Genomic DNA, 24,567 nt, shown 5'->3' on the forward strand with positions numbered 1-24,567 from the left:
AAGAGCTGCACAAATCGGCAGCTCTAAGTGGTAGAGACGTCTTAACGTGCGGCGTTACGCTTTGCGGATTTTGGCCGGCAGGGACTGACGTGCCGCCGCGCCCACTACCCAATCCAACAATACACCTTTACCTTCTCGGGTAGGATCAATTAAGCCAATGTCGTTAATGTTGACGCCATCTTGGCTGCGCGTTTTTACGGGTTGTTGTTTATCGCCGATCCAGTGCGAGCGTTGTCCTAGCTCGGTATGACCAAACCCATGTTCAAATCCGAGTGTGCTAGGGCGAATCCCGCTGACTATCATCGCAAGTGCTTTGGTGCTTGCAGATGGCGTCTCGATAACAAACTCATCACCCGTTTTAATGCCTGCGCGCTCGGCATCGATTGGATGGATGTACACTGGGTTTACGCCTTTAATCGAGTTCAACCTTGGCGATAGATTGGATACCGCACTGTGAATGTTGGATTTAAAGTTCGTCAGGCTGAAAGGCCATTCTGAGCTTGGGAACTGGTCTTCCATTGGTGTGCCATCGGCCAGTTTTTGTGGATGCCATGTTGGGCAACCCGTGTAGAAATCACCGGTCATGGTGTTTCTTGCGCTGCCGACACGTTCATTCCATATCGCGACAGGTCGTGTCCATTTGTGCTTCATTTGCTCACCTTGATACGCTTCGGTTGCATTTTCAAAACGTCCACCGCGAGCAAAAATAAACGCCACACGTTTCATCTCATCCGCTGTCAGCGTCTTCTGCATGGCTGGCATTAAACGCTCTAGGCCGGACCACGCAATGTCTTCTGCCGAAACTTCAGGCACCCCGCCTTTCACATAAGCCAAGTTTGCCGCGGAACGTAAGTAGAAATCTTCAGCGCTGTGGAGAGCGTGCCAATTCCCTTGCGCATCTTGAATCGCGTTGTCACCAAAGCCGCCTAGTTGCATTTTCTTGGCGACATCAATCAAAAAGTTTTCTAAGCAAATTGAACGACCATCGGCGGTTTTCTCTGTTCGCGCTTCCACAATCGGCCAGCGAGCGGTGATGGTTTTCACCGGAACGTCGTGCCAAGGCGTTGCCATACCCCAGCTTTCGTAGGTGACCGTGTCCGGCACAATATAATCCGACAATGCGGTGGTTTCGTTAATGAACGCATCAACAGACACAATCAAACCGAGCTGCTTTGGATCTTTAAGCTTGTCTTCCAGCAGCGCTTTCAAGCCGGGTACACCATACATTGGGTTCGCCATGTGATTGATCCACGCTTTAACGCGGTATGGATACCCATCAATAGCCGCAGATAGGTGCTCTGTCAGCAGTGGCGCGGCAAACGGATACCAAGGGGCGCGAGTTGGGTAAGGTGATTCACCTGCCTCAACGCGACGTTTGTATTCGCTGGTTTTGTGGTAGGGGAATTTACTGCGCGACAAAAAGACGCCTTTCGGGCCGACTTTGCCAGCAAATTTGGTGAAGTCGTAACGAGGACCCGCAGCGGAAGTTGGGTAGCCACCCGCTTTGGCCATCGCGCCGCCTTTCATATTTATGTTACCAATCAACGCATTGAGCATCATGATGGTAAACGAGTTATAGAACCCATTGGTGTGCATGTTGCCACCGTGGGTATCGACCACCGCTTTTGTTCCGTGACTGGTGAAGCGCTTTGCTAGTTCAACAACTTGTTCGACAGGGATTTCACATTGTTGGCTGTAGAACTCAAGACTGTATTTGAACGCCTCTTCTTTGAGTCTTTGTAGAGACGATTTTACGCGCACTTCGCCCGATGCAAGCGAAACCGTTTTATCGACAAACAGTGCTGCTTCCTCAGCTTGGGTATGAACACCAAATTCGCCGCTTTGCTCATCCACGATGACGTACGGGTCGGAGTCAGACAACGCTTCGCCCTCGAATGGCAGATTCAAGTCCGACGCGCGTAAAAACGTGCCGTTTCTCGGGTGCTGATTATCGCTTATCACGAGATGCGTAGCATTACACCAGTGCGCGGTGCCGGCTCGTTTCATCGCGTTTGCCCCCGGCTGCGCCAAGAAGGTTTTGTTGTAGCGTTGGTTTTCGATAATCCATTGGATCATGCCAAGCACGAGGGCAGAGTCGGTGCCCGGTTTGATTGGTATCCAGCGGTTGTTGTCACCGGCGGCCAAGCTCGATGAACCCGCAGGCAAACTTGGCGTGACGATTGTGTATTCCAAGCTACCTTCTGTTCGCGCATTGGCGAGTTGGCGCGCCTGACGCTTAAAAGGGTTACCCGCTTGAGCTGGTGACATACCGATGAAGATGATGTATTCCGCGTTATCAAAGTCTGGCTTCAAGTGCGCGTTCTTATCTAAATCGTTCATAAATGCGCCGCTGCCAGCACGAAATGCGTAGCCGCAGTAAGAGCCATGATGCCCAAAGTTACGCGTACCATAGCTGTTGAACGCGAAGCGTTTGAATATGTCGTCTCGGCCTTCGTTACCGGCGTTGGTCATTAACAGTTGGTTGGCTTTCGGTCCATATTCTGGGTTTTCAGGATCAACGGGCGTTGTTAAATCGCGAATGTCGCGTAAGCCATCAACATGACCTTCACCAAATAAATCACCGCCCTCGACGACTTCTTCTATCAGTTGTTCGTAACTGATCGGAATCCATTTTCCTTCGCCGCGTTTTCCAACTCGTTTCAGTGGCTGAGTAATGCGGTACGGGCTGTTGCGAATTTCTAACATCCCATTGCCACGTGCGCATGCTGTTGAACGACCGTCAAGGCCCGCTTCTCCTGCCAAACTTAAATAAGCATCTTTGACTGGCGTTTCGAACGGAATGTGTTGCTGATGAGAGAGTGGGTGATATGGGTTGCCAGTAATACGCAAAATATCGTCGCTGCGGTTATCAATGCGTACACGCAATCCGCACAGTGACCAACAACCAAAGCACATCGATGGCGCAACGCGCTGATTTGGATTAGGGATTAGGTTGCCTTTGCTGTTGACCGTGTACTCTGGTTCAAGCGAGTTACCGTGGTGAATATCACGCGTTTTTTCTCCCGCAGTGCCTTCGAGCGCACCTTCGACCATGTGTTTGGTGGTGGTGGCGTAACCCGCAGCGAATGCGCCAAGCCCACCCACTGCAATGCCTGATTTCAAAAACTGACGGCGTTTGTTATCCATGATGAAATCCTCTTTGATTAGCGTTCAGTTAAGGTGAGTGATGAGGCTTTTACTTCGATCTTTTGTTTTGGCTGAACCAGCTCCGAACTGAGCAGTGCCAGTGCAAGCCATAATCCGAGCATGCCGATAATGCCTATCCAGCCATTTCCATCCATAGTGAGTTGGTATGGATACAGCCCTGCATCGAACTTGGCGATGGTTTGCACTTCCATGATGGTAAACCAGCGAATCAGCCATGCACTTGCCAGTGCGGCAGCAGACACAAAACCGAGCCCTATGACGTGACGAAATCTGGCTGATGTGGACTTTTTGGTATCGCGAAAGAAGATGAAAGCGAGCAAAACACAACCTAAAACGACAAAAGTGAGCAGGGCAATGTTGTGCATCCATTGTTCGCTAGAATAGAGCGAAAATGCGGAATTGTTGGATGCCCAAATCGGTAGCAGTATCAGCGTTAATACACCGCTGGTAACCACTGATTTTTTAAGTAAATTAGTATCGCCAGATGTCAGCGTCTTTGACTGACTAGGCAGCAAGAGCCAAATCAACAGAGAAAATCCGACCGCGCCCATAAATGCAGTGACAAACCAAAGAATTGGTGACGCGGGTTGGTGCCATAAAGGGCGCGATTGAACGACTGCAATTTCAGCGCCTGTGTAGACTGCAATGGTGATGCCTGATAGCACCGTGATAACAGATACCATAAGCATGACTCTACGAGAGAGCGCCCAGTCACCCAGTGACAGCTTTGAAATTAGAGGCAGTACTTTCCCTGGCTGATTACGTAAGTTGATCAGATCCTCGCGGAGATACAGCCATGCAGTCACTACCGCTAAACCTGAGAAAACAGGCAAGAAAAGCGACCCTAAAGACATCCATGACCACGGAGTGATGTGTGCGTAAAAATGCCATGCGCGTCCCGGTTGGTGAAGGTCGCCAGTTAACGCTAATGGCCCCACGATGGCGCCGATGGCCAGCGTCAGAACAAGCGCAGCGCGCAGTCTGTGACTGGTGTGTTTTTCAAATAATAGGGCGATTAGGAATAAAACAGCAGCCGCATAAGCCGAACCGATGTAGAAGAAATATTGCACCGCCCACGGGAGCCAAGCCATCGCTTGAGGTTGGACTAACACTTCGGTGATGTTCATGCGCGCTCTCCCTGTGGGTCGTAAATAGCAGGTTGTCCGTCGATGTGGCTGGTGAAGCGTTCATCCATGCCGATGTAAAACACGTGAGGCTTGGTGCCTTCATTGGGTTTTAGCACTTTGATATTGTCTTGGTGCTTCGCAATTAAGTGGCGGACTTCACTTGATGGATCATTCAAATCACCAATTACACGTGCACCGCCAACACAGGTTTCCACGCAGGCAGGCAATAGACCTTGTTCTAGACGGTGAGCACAGAAGGTACATTTATCTGCGGTGAGGGTGTCTTCATTGATAAAGCGAGCATCGTAAGGGCAAGCTTGTACACAATACGCACACGCTACGCAGCGACTGTTATCCACCATGACAATGCCATCTTCGCGCTGAAAGGTTGCTTGAACCGGACACACTGCCACGCAAGGCGGGTTGTCGCAGTGGTTACAAAGGCGCGGTAGCATAAAGGCTTTTGCTTCTCGCGTGGCTGTAGAGCCATCATCTAACGTAACTTCGTATTGCTTTACGGTGGTTCGGAATTGACCGATTGGCGCTTGGTTCTCGATGCTGCAACCCACAGTGCAAGCCTGGCATCCGACACATTTACGCAAATCTATCACCATGGCATAACGCTTCCCGACTTGTCCTTTTCGGTCAGCGGACTGGTTATTTCGAATAATGTTTCCCGCAGTTGCCGTGCCAATGCCAGCGACTGGAATTAACGCGGCTCCGGCTGTGACCGCGCTGAGAAAGCGACGTTTGGTGGAATCCATAACTCACCTGCTTTTTTTGTTGTATTTGAATTGACTGATTCCATTGTGAGAAATGCACTGCGAGGCTTATATTGTGGATTTCCACATACCCAGATCAAACTTGATCTAAAACAAATGTGGTTTACCAAGGGTAGCTGTTATTCTTGCTCCATTACTTTCGAAGGAACGATTCTACTCATCATGAACAAAACGCCACGGTTGCTTCAGTTTTGGGTTCTTTGCTTAGTTGCCTTTGCATCTTTGGCTCAGGGCGCAGTTTCTGAACAAGCAGATCTGCAAGGAATGCAAGAGCAAAAAGCAGAGCAGCCACAGGCCAAGCAAAAAGTCGAAGTGGGCGTGTTAGCGATACGCGGCCATCTTTATGCTGAGCAGAGATGGCAACCGACCATTGATTGGCTCAATCAGCAAATTTCCGATGTGCATTTTGTCCTTCATCCCCTTAACTTGGATGAAATGGGCGAAGCGGTGAAGTTTCAGACCATGGATTTCATCTTAACCAACCCAGGTCAGGCAGTGCGGTTGGGCAGGCAATACGCGCTGTCGTGGATGGCAACGCTAACCAGCAGAGCACCACAAAACTCGAATTACGGCATTGGTTCGGCGCTTGTGGTTCGAGCCAATTCAAGTTATCAAACGGTGCAAGATGTCTCAGGACGTCCTGTTGCGGCGGTATCAGAAAAAGCGTTTGGTGGTTATCTAACGATGCGCTATCAAATAGTCAAAATGGGGCTTAATCCAAACGATTTCTTTTCTGATGTCCGCTATCTTGGTTTTCCTATTGATGCCAACCTGTATCAATTACGTGATGGCAATGTGGAAGCGGCCGTTGTCCCTGCTTGTTTATTGGAACAGATGCTAAGTGAAGGGCTTTTACAACCGAGTAATTATCGAGTTTTAAATCAACAGCCGAACGAGCGCTCGTTATGCGCTGTTTCCACACCGCTTTATCCTAACTGGTCATTTGCCAAAACAGAGCGCGGCTCAGCTCAGATCGCCAAACAGATTGCGCAAGTATTGTTAGCGATGCCACCTGAACACCCTGCGGTTATTGCGGCAGGCGCGTCAGGTTGGACGTCCCCCGTCAGCTTGCTGAGCATCGACAAACTTTATCAGGCGTTGGATCTCCATCCGTTGCAACAACCTTGGTGGAGTGAGGCTCTACGCTGGCTGCGTAGTCATCAAGAATGGGCATGGGCGCTGTTCATGTTTGTGATTGTGTTGAACGCGTACCACTTTTGGCTTGAGTATCGATTTAGCAAGAGTAAGCAAGCGTTGGAGCAGACATCGTTGCGATTAAAAGAGAAAAGTGAACAGTTAGAACATTCACAAAGGGTCGCGATTGTCGGAGAAATCGGCACTAGTCTTGCCCATGAACTCAATCAGCCACTGGCAGCCATTCGCAACTATAGTGAAGGCGGTTTACTTCGCTTGGCCAAAAAGCGCCCTCATGAAGATATTGTCCCTGTGCTTGAGAAAATACAGGGCCAAGTTGAAAGAGCCGATGCAATTATTCAGCGATTAAGAACGTTGATTCGCAAGCGCAGTGTCGACAAAACGTCGTGCGATCTTCAAGTACTCATTGATGACACGATTGAGTTACTCCATTTTCGGATGCAGAAGCAAAACATTTCTATTGTGGCCAGTACAGAAGGGAACATTCGTCCGTTACTTGTCGATGCAGTTGGCGTACAACAGGTTTTAGTTAATGTGATCAGCAACGCGATTGATGCGTGTACTTTGTTCCAAGAGAAATATCACTCATCAGGTTATCAAGGTAAAATTGCCCTGCATTGCGATTACCAAATCAGTCAACTCTCTATTCGAGTGTTAGACAATGGTACAGGGTTGCAGCAAGAGAATCCGACTCAAGCGTTTGTGAGTAGCAAAGAAGAAGGGCTTGGGCTAGGGTTAGCCATTTGTCGCGATGTGATGGAAATGCATGGTGGCGAGTTTGTCATCAGCTCGATAGCACCACATGGTTGTTTGGTTGAGCTTGTGTTTCCATATCAAAACTAATCTGAACTAGGCATAGGAGCACTCAATGAGCAGCGGTGAAAAGCAGCTACCTGTTTTTGTAGTCGATGATGATGAATCGGTGCGTGACTCGCTCGCTTTTATGTTGGAAGAGCATGACTTCAACGTGACGACTTTTGCTGATGGGCAATCTTTTCTCGATAAAGTGAACATTCATCAGGCCGGATGCGTGATCCTTGATAGCCGAATGCCCAACCTTCGTGGCCAGCAAGTGCACCAAATTTTAAATAAAGCCAACAGCCCGTTAGCCGTTATTTATCTGACAGGGCATGGTGATGTTCCGATGGCGGTCGATGCATTGCATGCTGGGGCGGTCAATTTCTTCCAAAAACCAGTCAAAGGCGATGAACTGGCACGAGCCATTTTGCAGGGACAGGCGCAGTCTGCCACAAACCTCGATATGGCAGCAGCAAAATCGGCTTATGAATCGCTCACACCTAGAGAAAAAGACATTTTGCGTTTGATCATTGAAGGAAAGCGCAACATTCGTATTGCTGACGAACTTTGCATAGCAATGCGAACGGTTGAAGTACACCGAGCTAATCTATTGAAGAAGTTCTCGGCAAAAACCGTCGCAGAGTTGGCATATATTTATGGCAAGCTAGATTAAAGCTTACCGAGTGAAGCCTCTTAAGGCTATTTAGAGGATACAACTTGAGCTTTATGACGACTCGCGTATTATCTTCTTCGTTCTTACTTTATCTGAATTCTTATGAGTTTGTTGACTAAACGACATCACACGCCACATAAGCGGGCAAAATGGCTACTGGCGATTATTGGCTGGGTGGTGGTTGTGTGTCTGATGCAAAATTCAGGTTTTGCATCGTCATGCTCTATGAAATATGAGACGGAATCGCCCGCGGTTTCACTTACTGATGAGCGTTCGAGCGTCAAGTCGATTGATACTAAAGAAACCAGCAAGTGCGAATTGTCTGAAAAGTTAATTCAGTTTTCTCAACATCAACTCGATGTATTTATTGTTGTTCTGTTTGTCGGTCTTTTTGCTTCGGCAATTTGGTTGTGCAGTGCCTATATTGGTGCGCAACATTGGACGGAACCGATAGGCCGTAAGTATCGAGTCCATCTGACTTTCTGTGTGTTCCGAGAATAAAAGCGTGCTTTCTGACCACTAGCGTCAGTTATTTAGCACCTTTGTCTTTTAACTAGGAATCACTATGAATCAAATTACTAAACTGACTCAGTTTGCGTTCATGTTTTTTATGACGCTTGCTTTGAGTTTGCTCTCTCTGAGTATTTCAGCTCAAACTACTGATACAGGTTGGCTAACCAACCCACAACATCCTCCAGTGCAAACGCGCTTTGTGCTCACTGGTCAACAAGATCCGCAAGCCAAAACACTTACAGGTTATTTGGATGTCAAGTTAACCGGAGATTGGAAAACTTACTGGCGTTCACCTGGTGAGGGCGGCGTAGCACCATCTATTGATTGGCAAAATTCACAAAATTTATCCAAAGTGGATTGGCAATGGCCGCACCCACAAAAATTCGAACTATTAGGTATCGAGACTCTTGGGTATAAAGGCGATACTTTGTTCCCCATGACGCTGCACGTCGAAGACATGTCCAGACCTGTCACGATTGATGCGGTACTGACACTTTCTTCTTGTACGACGATTTGTGTGCTGACCGACTATCAAATTCAATTGACGTTCTTGCCTTCTGATCTAACAGTCGATGAAGGCGTGATGTTCAGTTACGCTCAAGCAGTGAGTAACGTGCCGCAGCCATCGCCGTTTATTGATGTTACTCAGGCGAGTTGGGATGCGAACCAATCGAAACTACAAATCAAGCTACAGAACAGTCAGGGTTGGCAACAACCACAAGTGCTGGTGGATGGTGTCGATGAAGCAACGCGAGACTATAGCTTCAAGCTTGAAGGAATGCATCAAGAAGGAAACATCGTCACCGCGAGCTATATCGTTGATACTTGGCTGGGCGATGTGGCGTTAGATGAACAGTCGCTGTTTGTGACCATCAAAGACACCAATTTACTAGCAGAAGAAACCACTCAAGCAACTGCTGAGGCAATAGTTGAACCGCTGCCGAGCACGTCTCTAACGAGTGTTTTTCTATTCGCGTTGCTCGGCGGTTTAATTCTTAACATTATGCCTTGCGTTCTTCCGGTTTTGGGGATGAAGCTAAGTAGTATTGTTGCCGCTCAAGGTATCGAGCGTCGTCAAATTCGCGCTCAGTTTGTTGCCTCGTCACTTGGTATATTAACGTCGTTCTGGATTCTCGCTGGTTTTATTTTGGTGCTCAAGCTAACAGGTAATGCCATTGGTTGGGGCGTGCAATTTCAAAGCCCCTGGTTCTTAGGTTTGATGGTGTTGGTCACCACTTTGTTTGGGGCCAATATGCTAGGGCTGTTTGAAATCCGTCTATCATCGGGTACCAATACATGGCTGGCCTCGAAAGGTGATAACTCCCTAGTTGGTCACTATGTTCAAGGTATGTTTGCTACATTGCTTGCGACGCCTTGCTCCGCGCCTTTTCTAGGAACGGCCGTGGCATTTGCCTTGGGTGCCGACGTATTAACGTTATTTGCAACTTTTACAGCATTAGCATTGGGTATGGCACTGCCTTGGCTCTTAGTCGCTGTGTTTCCAAATATCGCGCTGAAACTACCAAAGCCTGGCTCGTGGATGAATGTCGTTAAAATAGTGTTTGGCATAATGATGTTGGCAACCAGCGTTTGGCTACTTTCATTAATGGCAAATCATGTACCGATGCTATGGATTGCACTTATCGCTGTGGCTGCTTTTGTTGTAATGATGGCAAGAGTCAAGAAAGTGTATGGTGAGAAAGCGCTTGCTGTATCCGGAACTGCGTCATTAGTGTTGATAGCTGGTGGCCTGTTACTTGGTAGTGTCACTGCCGACCAATGGGCGATACCGCTTCCTGAGGACTTAGCGTGGCAGAAGCTTTCTAACTCGGCGATTGAAGATCACGTCAATAATGGGCGAGTGGTGTTTGTGGATGTCACTGCGGATTGGTGTGTCACGTGTAAAGCGAACAAGATCGGTGTGATCTGGCAAGATCCTGTCTACTCATTGCTGCGAAGCCCTAATGTGGCGACGTTAAAAGGGGATTGGACACATCCGGACAGCTCGGTAACTGACTTTTTACGAGCTCATGGGCTTTACGGTGTGCCGTTTAACATCGTCTATGGCCCGGCGGCGCCACAAGGTATCCCGTTACCTGTTATTCTGACTGATGATGTTGTTTTAAGCGCGGTGAAACAAGCGAGTGGGGGAACCATTCAATGAGTTCGACAAAGCAGCGTAGAACATTCCGATATTGGCTCGTTCAAATCGTACAGATGGTGCTCATTGTCACCGTCATTTCCATCACGATGGATTGGTATCGCACTAAAGATATTCCTAAACAGGAGTTACCACCATTGAGCTCCGTATTGAGCGCTGGTGAACACTTCGATGCCATCGCGCAAAGTTATGAACAACCTGTCGTTGTTTATTTTTGGGCGACTTGGTGTCCCGCTTGTAAATTTGTAAGCCCAAGCGTGAGCTGGCTGAGTGATGACTACACCGTAGTTGGCGTTTCTGGATCGTCGGGACCGAATGAGCGTGTGGCGCAGTTTATGAGGGCAAAAGAATATCGTTTCGAAAACATAAACGATCCTTCAAGCGATATTATGCGCGAATGGAAAATTAGCGTGACCCCAACCATTTATGTTTTAAGAAATGGTGAAATTTCCTCTGTCACAACTGGCGTTACCACTCCGATAGGAATACTAGCGAGAATTTGGTTAGCTCGATAACGCTATAAAAATCCGATATTCAAAATATTGAGTATCGGATTTTTTTGTTGTCCTAAACAACCAGTCGGTCACATACCATAAAGAACTAGTTAACCAATAAGTGTCTAGATGCTTATTGCGTGCTACATTCGAGCATCGTTCTGGTTATCAAGGAGGAAACGATGAACGTAGCAAAAATGTATGATGATGTGTCGGATCGTTATCAAAAGTTGGTGGATGACAGTCACTACGTCGGTCCACGTTGGATTTCTGAGAAGTTAAAAACCTTTCCCATCGAGCAAGGCTCGGTTCTCGACCTAGCCTGTGCGACTGGCAGTATCGGCCATGTCGTAAAAAGTCACTATCCAGAACTCGCCATCCATGGCTTAGACATCTCGTCCAAAATGGTTGATAAAGCGCGCCAAACTAACCTCTATCAAAGCGTCGCGGTTCATAATCTCGATGAGCCATTTTCCCTTTTGTTTGAACAAACCTTCGACCTTATCACCGCACTTGGTTTTACTGAGTTTCTAGCAGAGCCTCAACAACTTCTGGAGTGCATTTCGCATAAGCTAACTGCGAATGGACGATGTTTTATCAGCTTTCAATACCACGATCCGGATGGACAAGATTTGCCTCGAAATACTTATAGTGGATCGGTCGTGCATAAGGCATATACCGAAAGTGAAGTTGAGCAACTCTGTCAGCAAGCTGGGTTGGAAGTGGTTTCCCTAGAAAATGTGATTGGTTACGTATCTGGTGTTGGTTATGTGTGTCGATACTTGATGCTAGAGCAGAAAAAGTCACACCGCTGAAATAAGTAACAAACAAGGATTGTTTTTGAAAACACAAGATTTAACCGAATTCGGGTCTGGCATTGAATACGATGCTCAATACGACCAGCATTACCATCACGACATTGCTTTCATCACAAGGTTAATCGAAGAAACCAATGCTCGAAGTGTATTGGATGTTTGTTGTGGTTCCGGTATTGTCACGATTCCAGTCTCTGAGCAACTCAACGAAGCCATTGGCATTGATATTTCTGAAGGGATGCTCAAACACGCAAAGGACAAAGCCAAAAGCAGGAGTAACTTGCGTTTTCTTCATCTCGACGCAACCCAGTTTTCGTTAGGTAAGAAGTTTGACCTAGCCATAATGACAGGGAATGCATTCCAAGCCTTTTTAAGTGACGAGATGCTAGCAGGTGCACTGAGCTCAATATCAAGACACCTCGAAAAAGGTGGGCGATTTGTTTTCGATACGCGGTTACCAACGCCAGAAAATCTAGAATTGGATCATGAGATGGCGCTGTGGCAAACCTATGTTTCTCCAACTTATGGTGAAGTGAATTATTTCGGTATGAAGGCCGAGTATGACTTGCAAACGTCCATCATGTATTTGAACAAAGAGCGCCATTTTGAAAGTGGAACGATTGAGCATTCCAGCATTGATTTAAAATATCGTCCGCTAGAAGACATAGAGGGTTTCCTTGAACAAGCGGGATTCAGAATCATAGAGAAGTACCAATCTTGGTCAGCGCAAGTATTTGAGGCGAATGCCAACTCGCTTGTCTGTGTGGCTGAGAAAATATAAATCAATGTTGAGGGATACAATGCAAGGATTTCGAATTACTATGTCGTTAGATGACATGGATTTAGACGTTATCTACCAGTTCATTTCAAACAGTTATTGGGGAAAGGGTATTCCAAGAGAACGCTTTGAGAAGTCATTGCGCCATTCGTTCTGTTTCGCGGTTTTGGATGATGAAAATCAACTCGTTGCTTTTGCTCGGTTAATTACCGATCGTACCACGTTTGCGTACCTTGCCGATGTGTTTGTTGTGGAGGTACACCGTGGTAAAGGCATCAGTAAGTTGTTGATATCAGAAATTGTTGCTCATCCAGAACTACAAGGCTTACGCCGTATGATGCTTGCAACCCGCGATGCTCATGGGTTGTACGAACAGTTTGGGTTCACTCCTATTGCTCCAGTAGAAAACTTCATGCAAATCTGGAAACCGAATGTTTATCAGAGCTAAATCATGATGAGAGTTGAATCTCAACAAGTGGCAATCAGATACCTCAAAACAACAGACGCTGCTCCCCTGTTTGAAAACTATTTAGGCGATGAGCAAGCATGCCGCTTCCTCAATCGCCAAGCCCACCAAAATGTTAATCAAACCCTTGAAGCGATCGAAAGATGGCGCGCTCAATATGATCAAAAGTCTCCCAACCTATTAGTCTTCGCTATTGAAGAACTCACTTCTCAAACTCCTATTGGTTGTCTGGTGCTGATACCTGAGCAAGACAGCAGTGAAATCCATTTTGGTATTTCTGCTCGCTATCAGGGAAAAGGCTATGCAACCCAAGCCTGCAAACTTGGCGTTGTTTACCTGCAAAGCTTGGGTATAAAGCGCATTCGCACTACCCCGCATATTGGCAACCACGCGAGTATTCGTGTGTTGGAGAAATGTGGCTTTATCAGCCAAGGCATTTTAAAAGCGCATGCGGTTTTTCCTGCTTTAGGACGTGAGGCGCAAGACTGTATGGATATGCGATTGAAGGATACAGAACAGCGCCATTTTGCACATTGTTCAGAATGAAAAGGGGGGCGGTTGAAACGAGCGGTTACAGAGCTTGTTAGTCGCCATCGTAGACAACGTCTTTGCTGAATGATTCTTTAGTTTTTGATTGTCAGAGCCGACTGACAAAGCCATACCAACTGTGACAACCAAACCGCTATTAAAGCAGGATATTATTCCTTCAACTTTGTGTTTTAGGAGTAGTCATTAGACTACCCAATAATTGTTGGAATAAATAATGACGAAACGTTGGTTTGTCTCCGCTGTGAGCTTCGCGCTGCTCGGCGGTGGTACGTATTTCTATCTCCAATCTGCTGCTCAACCAGAATTGCTGCCTACATTGATTGTGGAAAAAGGCACGATTGAAAAACAAGCGGTGGCTGTTGGTAAAATTGTCCCTGCACACTCTGTGTCTATCAAGTCACAAATCGACGGTATCGTCGGTGAAATTTACGCGAAAGTTGGTGAAAAGGTGAAGCAAGGCCAACCGCTGATCAAAGTGCGTCCAAACCCAACTCCCCAAGCATTAACGGATGCATCGGCAGAACTCATGCGTAGCGAAGCCGATCTGGAATCCGCCAAACAAAAACTGTCCAACTTAGAAAGCTTGGTCAAGCAGGACATTATTCCAAGTAACTACGACGAATACGTAAGTGCGCGCTCGGCAGTCAAATCTGCGCAAGCGGACGTATTGCAAAAGCGCCAGAATCTCGAACTCATCCGCAGTGGTGAGGCGTCGATCGGCGATGCGCGTTTAACGTCGACGATCTACGCGCCAATTGATGGCACAGTACTCAACCAGAAAGTAGAGGTCGGAGAGCCGATCATCTCGACTCAATCAAGCCAAGCCGCGACTGAAATGATGTCATTGGCCGACATGAACAGTCTGATTTTTAAAGGTAGCGTCAGTGAGCATGATGCTGCGCAGTTGTCTCCGGGAATGCCCGTTATGTTGACGGTTGCGCCTTATCCTGATGTGGCGATTTCTGGTGTGCTAACCAAAGTGGCGATTCAATCTGAGAACCTCAACTCACCAGAGGGCAATGCTTCGGCAAAAAGTTTTGATAACGGTTTTGAGGTTGAAGTGGGAGAACTCAAGATCCCACAAGATGTGTTGCTTCGTTCTGGTTTTTCATCGACGGCTCAAATCATTCTGAAGAGGTCTGAAAACGTGCTCACTCTACCGGAGCGCGCTCTGCAATTTGATGGTGACGTACCGAATGTTCTGATCCCCGACAGCTCAGAACAAGGGTTTAATAAACAACCGGTGAAACTTGGTCTGTCAGATGGCATCAATGTCGAAGTGCTTGACGGCGTGGAGCTTGATGAAGAGGTTATCGACAACAGCATGATGGGAGCGGCGCATGGTTAAGCTGCAACGATCAACAATCGCCTTTGCATTGTTGGCTGCCACGCTCAGTTTGCCGACCTACGCAATTTCTATTGAACAAGCTTGGCAACAAGCAAAGCAGAACGATCCAAATTACGAAAAAGCGAAAATCGGCGTCCAGCTTGGCGAGGTTGGCGTACAGAGTAACCGCAGTGCGTTATTGCCGGGCTTAAGTGCCAGTGCGTCAGCGGATTGGAATGAGTCCTCAAGCCATTCCAACAGTTACGGCGCTACCTTAACTCAAACTATTTGGGATAGCAGTTTGTGGTCGGAACTGGATCAAGCGAATGCCAATTATCTCAAAGCACAGTTAGAGCTATCTCAATCGCATAACGAGCTTGCGCAGAAGTTGCTCACCGCTTACCTAGATGTGGCAAGCGCACAGGGCGACCTCAAATTGGCGCAGTCCAAGCTGGAGGAGGGGAAGGAACTTCTCAACATCATCGAGAAACGCTATCGAGCAGGCAAAGTGAAGTCGGTTGATGTCGAAGAGATGCGAGCGAATCAAGTCTCTGAGCAAGCAAGTATCCTCAATGCAAAAGCCGATCTCGAAGTGAAAAAAGCAGAGCTTGCGGCGTTAATCAATCAAATGCCGGAGAGTGTCGACCAAATTCGAACGGATTCTTTAATTCAGCCGCCGATGCTGGTGGACTCTCAGGAGCAATGGCTAAAGCTGGCGAAAGACAGCAGTCCAGAGCTGTTGGTGGCGGCGCAGATGGTGAAAGCGAGCGAGTTCGCGAAAGATTCAGCTAAAGGTGGATACTACCCGACCGTCAAAGGCAGTGTGGGCTACAGCGATGGTGACAATCGTTCAAACGGCGAGTTTAACGCTGGGATTAGTTTGAGTTTGCCGATTGACCTCAATGGTGCAGTGCGAGCGAAAGTGGACGAAGCATCGTTGAACATTTTAAGCGCCAAGCAAGATATGCGTAGAGTGGAAATTGATATTCAGAAACGAGTTATTCAGCAGTTTACGCAGGTCGATATCAACTGGAATCAAGTTTTGATAGCGAACGAGCTGGTTGAGTCGCGCGCCAGAGTGTTGCAAAGCAAAGAGAAACTTTACGACGCTGGCCTGCTTGAAGTGTCGGAAGTTATCAGTGCACACAACAGCTTGTTTGAGGCGAAAAACAGTCTGCAAACCAACTTGTACAGCTACTGGCGTAAGAGAATCGGCTTACTGCAAACCGCAGGGAAACTCGATGACGATACCATGGCGTTGATCTCTCGAGCTTTTCATTCATGAGCAGTCTATTGCAACAAACTTGGCAAACGTTGATGGCGCACCGCATGAAGAGCGTGCTGGCCATTATCGCGATTGCTTGGGGCGTGATCTCTGTGGTGGTGTTAATCGCACTTGGCGAAGGCTTTTATCGCCATCAGACCCAGTCGTTTTCATTTATGATCAACAATGTGCAAGTGGTGTTTCCGTCGAGTACCAGTAAACCGTGGCAAGGGTTAGCTTCAAGACGACAAATTGATATTCCACAAGAAAAAGTCGACATGATCAAACAGTCAGGCTTCGTGCAACAGGCGTCAAGCGTTTACGCCAAATGGGATGCGAATATCACCAATCTCAAAGGACAGAACTTATCGAGTACGGTCAGCGGTATTGATACGTCTTACTTTCCTTTAATGCAACGCAAGCTGCAATCCGGTTCGAGAAACCTGTCACCAAGTGATATGGATAACCACACTCGCGTGGCGGTGTTAGGCGATCAAATTGCGCAAATGGGCGGAATCCAAATCGGGGATAGGCTCAAAGTCAACGGCATTCCGTTTTTGGTGATTGGGATAACCGTTGGTGAGGACACTGGCATTTCATTCGGCGATAGCCGCACGGCCTTCATTCCTCAAACAACGTACCGCGATTTGTGGGATGCGAAACCTTGGATGGTATTGATGAAGCCGAGAGAAGGGATGGATGCATCGTCATTTCGACAAAATATCGTGAACTTTTTCGCCAAGCAGCTTCATTTTGACCCAAGTGATAAAGATGCGGTCGAATTACCCGATTTTAGTGAAGGTGCGGCGGTCATCAGTGGAATTTTGCGTGGCATTCAGATTTTTCTTGGAGCGAGCGGCGCGATGACCATGGCGGTCGGTGCGCTTGGCGTTGCCAACATCATGTTTTTATCTGTCACGGAGCGCACGCGTGAAATCGGTGTGCGTTTGGCGATCGGGGCGACTCAAAAATCCATACTCAGTCAGTTTATTCTTGAAGGGCTTATTTTGGTAGCCGTGGGCACGGCATTAGGTCTGATGTTTTCGTATGCCGTGGTATCTGTCTTAAGCAGCATGGCATTACCGGAATGGATTGGTTTACCTGTGATCACGCCAGATTCCATTGCTTGGTCTTTACTTGTGACGCTTATCTTGGCCTTGATGGCGTCGTATTTCCCAGCAAGGCGAGCATCGCGTCTCACGCCAGTCATTGCTTTGAGTGCGAGGGCTTAGTCATGTTGTTACCGATGAGACAAATTTTCCAAGAAATGGCCGCAGAAAAGCTGAGACTGGGTTTGACCATTCTAGCAGTAGCGTGGGCGACCCTTTGTATCGCTGCTATGTTGGCGGTAGGTGAGGGTATTCGTCAGGGCGTATTGAAAACCGCACAAAATGGTAACGGCAACTTGATTTATTTGACCGGAGGGATGGCCACCGTCGACCACGGTGCTTTTCACCAAGGTAAGTTTCTGACACTAAAAATGGACGATTCAGAGGTCGTTCGAGCGTTACCCGATGTAAAAAGCGTTGCGCCAACGGCGAAGTGGAAAGAGCGCATCACCGTTGGTGACAGAAGCTCGTGGCAAGAGCCGTTATCGGTCACGAGCGAGTTTCAATCCATGACCAATTTGGTGCCGATGGCGGGGGGGCGATGGTTAAACCCACTCGATCAAAAAGAGACGCGCAAAGTCGTTGTACTGGGTTATGAACTGGCAGCCGACTTATTCAACCCGAATGAGGACTTTAGTTGGTTTGCGACAGTCACATTGCAAGTCAACCCTGTGGGGAAAAAGGTAAAAATCGGCAATGAGGAGTTCACCGTTGTGGGCGTATTGGAGAAAAACAGCGCCCAAATAGAACAGGGGGATCTTATCAACTATTCCAGCTTTGTGCCGTTAGCGACGTGGAAGCGATTTCATGTCAACGGTGAAATTGGTGGCATCAATGTGCAACCACAAGCCGATGTAGACCGAGAAGCCTTAGCAAAGACGATCAGGCAAGTGATTGCCCGTAAACACGGGGCAAGTGTCAGTGATGAACAGGTCGTCCAAGTCGATGATATGTTCCTTAAGCAAAAGAGTATGCAGCAGTTTCTGATAGGTTTGCAGAGTTTCCTTGGCATTATCGGCTTCGTGACGTTAGCTGTTGCTGGTGTTGGCATCGCCAATGTGATGTATGCCACCGTAAAGCGATCTACGCGTGATATCGGTGTGCGCATGGCAGTCGGTGCAACCCCAACGGCTATTCGCATGCACTATTTAGTACAGTCTTTATTGACAATGATGATGGGGGGGGCGTTTGGGTTAGCCGTGACGTACGCGCTGGTGTCTGCCATCAGTTCCATTCCTTTAGAGGGCAATGCTTTTTATGAACAACTGGGTAAACCTGTCCCTGAGTTGTCGTGGGTCGTTGTCGCGATTGTCATCCTCACCTTAGTGATCATTGGTGTGGCATCTGCATGGTTACCTGCAAACCGAGCCGCAAAAGTCAGCCCGTTGGAGGCGCTACAAAGTGAATAACAACAATAACTCTGGAAAGAACATGTCGAACAAGCCGCTTGTTGAGCTGACCAACATCTGTAAATACTACTCAAGCGGGGAGGCGGAAGTTCGCGCGCTAGACGGCGTTGACTTAACCATTAATCAAGGCGAGTTTCTTTCGATTCTTGGCCCGTCCGGTTCAGGCAAATCAACGTTGATGAACATGCTCGGCTGTTTAGATAAGCCCACCGATGGCAAGTACCAACTTGGCGGCCAAAACGTCGCAAGTTTAAGTGCGAATGAGCTGGCTGGCATTCGTAACCAAAAGATCGGATTTGTCTTCCAAAGCTTTAACTTATTGGAATACGCGACGGCGCTTGATAACGTGGCACTGCCGTTGGTTTACTCTGGTATCAAAGCCAAAGAACGTCGCCAGCGCGCAGCTAAATTGCTAGAGCAAGTCGGGCTAGGGGATCGTTTAGACCATAAACCAAACCAGCTTTCTGGTGGTCAAAAGCAGAGAGTTGCGATTGCAAGAGCCTTGGTCAACGACCCTCAAATCATCTTAGCGGATGAACCAACGGGTGCATTGGATTCAAAATCCGGCGCAGAGATTGAAGCCTTGTTCAATCAACTTCACGCTGAAGGCAGAACATTGATCATCGTGACGCACGATAACGCCCTCGCAGAACGCACCAAACGCATCATCACGATCAAAGATGGTAAGGTGATTTCGGATTGGGTGCCGGAGTGATATCTACAGTTTGGAACTTTACTAAAATAAAGATAATTTACCTATGAAAATGGTTACTTTGGAAGTGGTGTTTTAGTCATCCTTGTTTAGAATTTACATCTCAATTTTAAACAAGGCTGTAATATTGTAATGCATATCAATCACGCACTTTATAGAAGTGAAAAATATAGCGATGAACCAATAGAAGAGATCCTTTCTCGGTTAAACAATACTGATTATTTTTATTTGAATGAGAGTAACCCTAGTGAAGGTGCTTACTTGACTAAGAAAAAGAAAAATATCTTAATAGTAAAAAGAAAAACTTCTCGAAGTTCTGAAGCACATCAAGACCGGCTATTCAATGATCGTGAGTTTATAAACTCCAGCTCAATTGTTGCAGGGCGAGAGATTGGCGGCGAGCTTCGATGTAAACTAGAACAAGATAAAAATAAAACGAAAATAACGTACTCTTGGTATCCTGATGAGTTTGTTCAAAAGTTTTGTTATGCATTTATTGTTCTGGCTTTTTTAATGTCAGCCCTTAAATTTACTCCTGGTGATTACGATGTTATTTGGAATCTATTGAAAGCTGTTTTGATATTTTCAGTTCCAAGTTTATTACAAATGATTTACCTTCCAGGTCAAATAAAGCTGACAAAAAAAATTTTGAGATTAAATAACACTAAACAGTAGTTATTAAATACATAAAAAGCGATGTTAATGTGAGCAATCGCTTTCTATATTTAATAATCCGATTCCTATCAAAAGCAATCGACTTTTGTCTATATCTCGTGTGGTTAAAACCGATTTTTAGAGAGCAACTGCTCCACTTTTCCTTTCGCTGTTTTACTTACCGTCTGCATAAACTTAAAGCTTGGCGCTGCGATGCCCGATTGCTCAAGCTCTTCTACCATCAGCAGCCACAGTTTTGCTGTTACCTGTGCATCGGCTAACGCGCGGTGGAATACACCGTCGTTTTCGATGTTCTTATAACGAACCAACTCACCCAGCTTGTGTGACGGCGCATCTTGAATAAGGCGTCTTGCTACCAATAAAGAACACGCGAACTCACCAGAGTAGCCGCAGTCGATTCGCTCCAGTTCCGTATCCAGAAAGCGCTTATCAAAAGACGCGTTGTGCGCGATAAGGTTCTCACCCGCAATAAATTCACTGAACGATGCCATCACTTCATCGCAGCTCGGCGCTGTGCGCAGCATGTTATTGGTAATGCCTGTGTAGCCCTCAATAAATGAGCTAACACGAAAGCCAGGATTCATAAGTTGCTGAAAACTATCGGCCACCTCACCATCGACGATCTTAACCGCACCGATTTCAATCGCGCGATCCCCCATATTCGGAGACAGACCTGAGGTTTCAAAGTCGAGTACGACAACGGAGTTAGCTTGAGGCATGAAGTTTTCCAACTGAACAATAGGGCGCAAGAGTATCGTTGAAAGTGTGGGAAAAGGGAAGGAGGGGGAGAAGCTTTAGTAGTGAGAGAAACTTACGGAAGCTCAGTTAGACATTGAGTTTTAGATTGCCCACTAGATAAAACACCCTACAAAATCTGGTGCGTTCGTTTGCCCTCATAAAATGTAACCTAAAGCGATTCAAACTCTCACTGTGGGTGTTTGTCTGTTCAAAGTTACCTTTTTGGGTGGCGAGTTATCCTGATATCTGGTCAGCAATGATTATTCTGTGCTTTTTAATGAAACGGCACTTACCCACTTTGATCATATCTTTTAACTGGTGCAATCTTAACCATTACGCTGGTGTCCACAAATAACGTTGCAATATCATGACTTACTAAATTTGAAAAAGTTACAAATAGATATTCATAGATGTGCCGGTGGAACACCAAACACGATTGTATTTCTACCCGTTATACTTTCTAGCTCAATAGTGTTTCTTTTCTACAGAGTGTTTTTACTCAATTATATGTTGCTGACGTGATTTTGCCTGACAAAAAGTTATCTTGCATAGTGAAACCAACACAAACACGGTCAATTTTGGGTTATCATCTACAGATGCTTACCTGTACTTAACAAGTTGAAAGAGATATAGGTAAATGTTGAAGTTCAATATTACTAATAACTATTAAGTTTGATATGAAGTTCGGAGGATTTAACCTTGGAGAAATTTAGATAACAATGAAAAAACGTGATGTTAATTTATTACAAAGAGTCATGTTTAGGCTAAAAATAACATTCAATATTATTTATAAATTACTTGTTGTTGCGTTGCCGATTGATATTCTTAAATACTTAGCGATAAAGGGGTCTAGTGTGGCTCAAATTATCTTAGCGAGACGTTACTATCATGGAAGGCGTGTTAAGTATAACAAAAAGCTAGTAGTAAATTGGTTAACGAAGGCAGCGTTGAAGGGAAGCTCGGAGGCAAAGAAAGAACTTGGCTACCTGTATTTTAGTGGTGAAAAATTTAAAAAGGATTGGCGGTTAGCTAGCAAATGGTTGACGGAAGCATATGCTGACGGAGAAGTAGATTGCGCTGCTATTTTAGGCGTAATCTATGAAGGAAACGGACACTTTCGTCGAGATTCAGCAGAAATGTTGAGATGGCACACGATTGCAGCAGAATCTGGAGATTTAGAAGCGCAAAAAACTCTTGCGGCGATTTATACCATGGAAAAAGAGTACTCTAACCCTAAAATGATGATGCATTGGCTACACAAGGCAGCAGATCAGAATGACACGGATGCAATGCTTCTTCTTGGACACACTTATCTCGATGATGACCATTACGATCTCAACGAGGCTCTTAAGTGGCTTAAGACTGCTGCCAAAAAGAAGGATCACTACGCATTAGTTTTACTTGGTGACATTTATTCATCAACTAAGTACAACGTTGTAAATTATAAAGAGGCTATTCAAAAATATTATAGCGCAGTAAAAGAAGGTTCAAGCGTTGCGATGGGGAAAATTGGGTATATGTACCAATACGGCCTGGGTTGCGATAAGAATATAGATAAAGCAATAGAGTGGTATTCATTGGGGGTTAAATACAATGACCCATATTCTCAATTTGGCTTTGCGCAATTATATCGTGATAATGAAAATGGGATGATGAATTTAATTGAAGCGTTTAAATGGTCTTACTGGGCAAAAAAAAACAAACATCCAGACGCAGAAAAACAGTTCAAAGAAATTTCTGATAAACTAACGAAAAAAGATATAGATAAAGCACTACGTTCGGCTCAGAATTATAAAGTAAAACCTGTTAAAAGTTTGGGCTTTACTCTAGGTTATAAAATGGGAGAAAAAGGTACTATATATAGGTGAATAATTATTAAAATAAGATTGCTTAATAATTTATTATGAGTTTTTATTATTGTTTGTCAATAAAGAGAAGAAAGTTAAGTCCTAAAAGATATGGAGCCATTCCTTTAGCTATTGATGAATTTGAGTAAATGACTAAATTTGTTTTCTGGTTCGCTCTAATAAATAAATATAAAATTTATGTTAATAAGAATACGGAATTTTTAATACTGGCAAATAGAAGTAGCAAGTAGCAAAGGAGGCACAATGATATATTCATTAAAACTGAACTGGAGGAATATGCTAATGCTCTGTATTAGAAGTACAATATATACATTGGGTTTGGTAGCTTTTTCTGTCAGCGCTTTTGAGGGAGAGAGTTTTCAACACAAAGATTGGTATCTAGCTTGTGATAATACAGGGACCTGCCGGGCGGCTGGCTATTCAGAAATTGGCAGTCTTAATCCTGTTGCTGTGATGTTTACTCGTAAAGCGGGGCCTGCAGCGCCAGTAACGGGCAAAGTGTATTTAGGTGATGAATCTGATTTTGACCATTGGCCTGAGCAGATAAATCTTTATATCGATGGCCTAGAGTTGGGCCCGATACAGCATGACGCCATGACATCCATGCAGGTTCAGGCCATTCTTGCAGTAGTGACTAAAGATGCACTTATTGAAATTGGTGATGGTAAAACTAAATGGGTACTGTCTGGTAGCGGTGCCAGTGCCGTGTTTCGTAAGATGGATGAATATCAGGGGCGCCAGAATACTCCGTTTGCTATTGTCGCAAAAGGTCAGGGCGCTGAGTCTAGGGTGAATCTTGCTGTGGCTATCCCAACACTTGTGAATGTTGGCGGCGATGCAATGATGAAATCACTTGAGCCAGAATCTGCCCAATATGCCAAATTGTTACCACAGCTTCGTGCTAGCTATGAGTCTAAGGGAGACAGCTCCGAGTGCCATAGGTTGTTTGAAGAAACACCGTCAATTGCTATTGCAAAGCTTAATAATGGCCAATCATTGATTGAGGCGTCCTGTTGGATGGCGGCTTATAACTATGGTTCAAGTTATTGGTTGTTGGGAGAAGGCGATGCTGCTGTGCCTAAACGTCTTAACATCTCTGGTAATGACTATTCTGACGGCATTGTTTCCTCCGCTCATAAAGGCCGAGGATTGGGGGATTGCTGGAGCTTTGAAAGCTGGTTGTTTGATGGCAAACAAATGGTTCGTGCGAGTTATGGTAATACAGGTTTGTGCCGTGGTATTGCCGCTGGAGGCATTGACTTCATGCCTATTTGGGTAAGCGAAGTGGTTACTACACAAGATTTGAATAAATAGCTATGTTTTTAAGTTACTGTTCTAGCACTTCTGCTCAGGGCCTTTTAAGGTTCTGAGTTTAAAAGCAATAATTGCTGTCTGACTCGTAACAATTCTGGTACTAAAAAACGGTAGACCCTATCACAAATACCTACGAGAAATTGTTTGTGAAGTATAAATTACATAAAACTCTTCTTGTGCGTTCCTAGCTTCGATAAGGCGTAGCTATAGTCAGATAAAAAATACATCCAATATATAATCAATTCGGTGTAAAGTTTGCGAAATCAGGAACTATACCAAAAGCTCTTTTGATGAGGTTCTTTACTCCTATTTCAACTTTTATGCCGGCTCGCCCCTCAAGCTTAATTTTGCTCGTGGTACTTTGTGGATGTGATGGTTTTAAGAGGGCTCTACCCCAAATTCGTTAGATTAAATAATCTAAAAAGTCTAAAAGCGTGTGTTTTATACTACGAAAATACTGCGATAGAATGAAACTTAACAAGATTTAAGCCTTTTATATAGTTGTTTTGCTTGTCAAACCGCTTCTTTTAGTAGTGAAATTGTTTAAACAACTTGTTGGGAATGATAAGTCGCAATAAGTATTGCTATCATCCTCTTAACCCAAGATAAAACTGACCGTATGTGAATGTTTTATGCATTCGCACAGAAAATCTGATGACGGTCTAAATATAA

Annotated in this window: 21 protein-coding genes; 17 read left to right on the top strand and 4 right to left on the bottom strand. The window is 45.8% G+C overall.

Annotated features, from left to right (window positions below):
- Positions 1–54 precede the first annotated feature (54 nt).
- The 3 genes from R7P74_RS10000 to dsrO are packed head-to-tail and all read right to left on the bottom strand — an operon-like array spanning position 55 to position 5,059.
- A complete protein-coding gene (locus tag R7P74_RS10000) occupies positions 55–3,147 on the bottom strand; it encodes a tetrathionate reductase subunit A (protein WP_318122825.1) in 3,093 nt (1,030 codons plus the stop codon).
- A 17-nt stretch (positions 3,148–3,164) separates the two neighbouring features.
- Entirely contained in the window at positions 3,165–4,295 is a 1,131-nt protein-coding gene (nrfD, locus tag R7P74_RS10005) for an NrfD/PsrC family molybdoenzyme membrane anchor subunit (protein ID WP_225473351.1), read from the bottom strand.
- Positions 4,292–5,059, bottom strand: a complete 768-nt coding sequence (dsrO, locus tag R7P74_RS10010; RefSeq protein ID WP_318122826.1) for a sulfate reduction electron transfer complex DsrMKJOP subunit DsrO — start codon at positions 5,057–5,059, stop codon at positions 4,292–4,294. The genes nrfD and dsrO overlap by 4 nt, the downstream gene beginning before the upstream one ends.
- 180 nt (positions 5,060–5,239) lie before the next feature.
- On the opposite strand from dsrO, the gene R7P74_RS10015 reads away from it, so the two are divergent.
- The 15 genes from R7P74_RS10015 (at position 5,240) to R7P74_RS10085 (ending at position 19,975) form a co-directional block, all read left to right on the top strand.
- On the top strand, positions 5,240–7,075 hold the full coding sequence (locus tag R7P74_RS10015) for a sensor histidine kinase (protein ID WP_225473350.1): 1,836 nt from the start codon (positions 5,240–5,242) through the stop codon (positions 7,073–7,075).
- A gap of 25 nt (positions 7,076–7,100) precedes the next feature.
- Positions 7,101–7,703: a response regulator transcription factor gene (locus tag R7P74_RS10020; RefSeq protein WP_186584814.1), complete on the top strand. Its 603-nt coding sequence runs from the start codon at positions 7,101–7,103 to the stop codon at positions 7,701–7,703.
- A 102-nt stretch (positions 7,704–7,805) separates the two neighbouring features.
- The gene (locus R7P74_RS10025) at positions 7,806–8,204 is read left to right on the top strand and encodes a hypothetical protein (protein WP_033905718.1); all 399 of its coding nucleotides are present in this window, start codon (positions 7,806–7,808) and stop codon (positions 8,202–8,204) included.
- 64 nt (positions 8,205–8,268) lie between these two features.
- The gene (locus R7P74_RS10030) at positions 8,269–10,380 is read left to right on the top strand and encodes a protein-disulfide reductase DsbD family protein (RefSeq protein ID WP_225473349.1); all 2,112 of its coding nucleotides are present in this window, start codon (positions 8,269–8,271) and stop codon (positions 10,378–10,380) included.
- The gene (locus R7P74_RS10035; RefSeq protein WP_213968757.1) at positions 10,377–10,892 is read left to right on the top strand and encodes a protein disulfide oxidoreductase; all 516 of its coding nucleotides are present in this window, start codon (positions 10,377–10,379) and stop codon (positions 10,890–10,892) included. The genes R7P74_RS10030 and R7P74_RS10035 overlap by 4 nt, the downstream gene beginning before the upstream one ends.
- A 161-nt stretch (positions 10,893–11,053) precedes the next feature.
- Positions 11,054–11,686: a class I SAM-dependent DNA methyltransferase gene (locus R7P74_RS10040; RefSeq protein WP_225473348.1), complete on the top strand. Its 633-nt coding sequence runs from the start codon at positions 11,054–11,056 to the stop codon at positions 11,684–11,686.
- A gap of 25 nt (positions 11,687–11,711) precedes the next feature.
- Positions 11,712–12,467, top strand: a complete 756-nt coding sequence (locus tag R7P74_RS10045) for a class I SAM-dependent methyltransferase (protein ID WP_054866271.1) — start codon at positions 11,712–11,714, stop codon at positions 12,465–12,467.
- A 19-nt stretch (positions 12,468–12,486) separates the two neighbouring features.
- Positions 12,487–12,912 carry a GNAT family N-acetyltransferase gene (locus tag R7P74_RS10050; RefSeq protein WP_053349639.1) on the top strand — a complete coding sequence of 142 codons (426 nt, stop codon included), beginning with the start codon at positions 12,487–12,489 and terminating at the stop codon, positions 12,910–12,912.
- 3 nt (positions 12,913–12,915) lie between these two features.
- On the top strand, positions 12,916–13,476 hold the full coding sequence (locus tag R7P74_RS10055) for a GNAT family N-acetyltransferase (protein ID WP_225473347.1): 561 nt from the start codon (positions 12,916–12,918) through the stop codon (positions 13,474–13,476).
- Between the two features lie 217 nt (positions 13,477–13,693).
- Entirely contained in the window at positions 13,694–14,827 is a 1,134-nt protein-coding gene (locus tag R7P74_RS10060; protein WP_225473346.1) for an efflux RND transporter periplasmic adaptor subunit, read from the top strand.
- Positions 14,820–16,091 carry a TolC family protein gene (locus R7P74_RS10065; RefSeq protein ID WP_140338598.1) on the top strand — a complete coding sequence of 424 codons (1,272 nt, stop codon included), beginning with the start codon at positions 14,820–14,822 and terminating at the stop codon, positions 16,089–16,091. Before R7P74_RS10060 ends, R7P74_RS10065 begins: the two co-directional genes overlap by 8 nt.
- Positions 16,088–17,302 (top strand): ABC transporter permease, encoded by a 1,215-nt coding sequence (locus R7P74_RS10070; protein ID WP_225473344.1) that lies wholly within the window; start codon positions 16,088–16,090, stop codon positions 17,300–17,302. The genes R7P74_RS10065 and R7P74_RS10070 overlap by 4 nt, the downstream gene beginning before the upstream one ends.
- 2 nt (positions 17,303–17,304) lie before the next feature.
- A complete protein-coding gene (locus tag R7P74_RS10075) occupies positions 17,305–18,588 on the top strand; it encodes an ABC transporter permease (RefSeq protein ID WP_318122827.1) in 1,284 nt (427 codons plus the stop codon).
- A gap of 22 nt (positions 18,589–18,610) precedes the next feature.
- Positions 18,611–19,303, top strand: coding sequence for an ABC transporter ATP-binding protein (locus tag R7P74_RS10080; protein ID WP_225473394.1), 693 nt, complete (start codon positions 18,611–18,613; stop codon positions 19,301–19,303).
- Positions 19,304–19,432: 129 nt separating this feature from the next.
- The gene (locus R7P74_RS10085) at positions 19,433–19,975 is read left to right on the top strand and encodes a hypothetical protein (protein ID WP_225473336.1); all 543 of its coding nucleotides are present in this window, start codon (positions 19,433–19,435) and stop codon (positions 19,973–19,975) included.
- A gap of 104 nt (positions 19,976–20,079) precedes the next feature.
- On the opposite strand, the gene R7P74_RS10090 is transcribed toward R7P74_RS10085, so the two are convergent.
- Entirely contained in the window at positions 20,080–20,694 is a 615-nt protein-coding gene (locus tag R7P74_RS10090) for a 3'-5' exonuclease (RefSeq protein ID WP_225473334.1), read from the bottom strand.
- A gap of 738 nt (positions 20,695–21,432) precedes the next feature.
- On the opposite strand from R7P74_RS10090, the gene R7P74_RS10095 reads away from it, so the two are divergent.
- Positions 21,433–22,581 (top strand): tetratricopeptide repeat protein, encoded by a 1,149-nt coding sequence (locus tag R7P74_RS10095; RefSeq protein WP_225473331.1) that lies wholly within the window; start codon positions 21,433–21,435, stop codon positions 22,579–22,581.
- 243 nt (positions 22,582–22,824) lie between these two features.
- Positions 22,825–23,895: a DUF1176 domain-containing protein gene (locus R7P74_RS10100; RefSeq protein ID WP_225473329.1), complete on the top strand. Its 1,071-nt coding sequence runs from the start codon at positions 22,825–22,827 to the stop codon at positions 23,893–23,895.
- Positions 23,896–24,567: the final 672 nt, after the last annotated feature.

This window comes from Vibrio sp. 2033 (assembly GCF_033339735.1).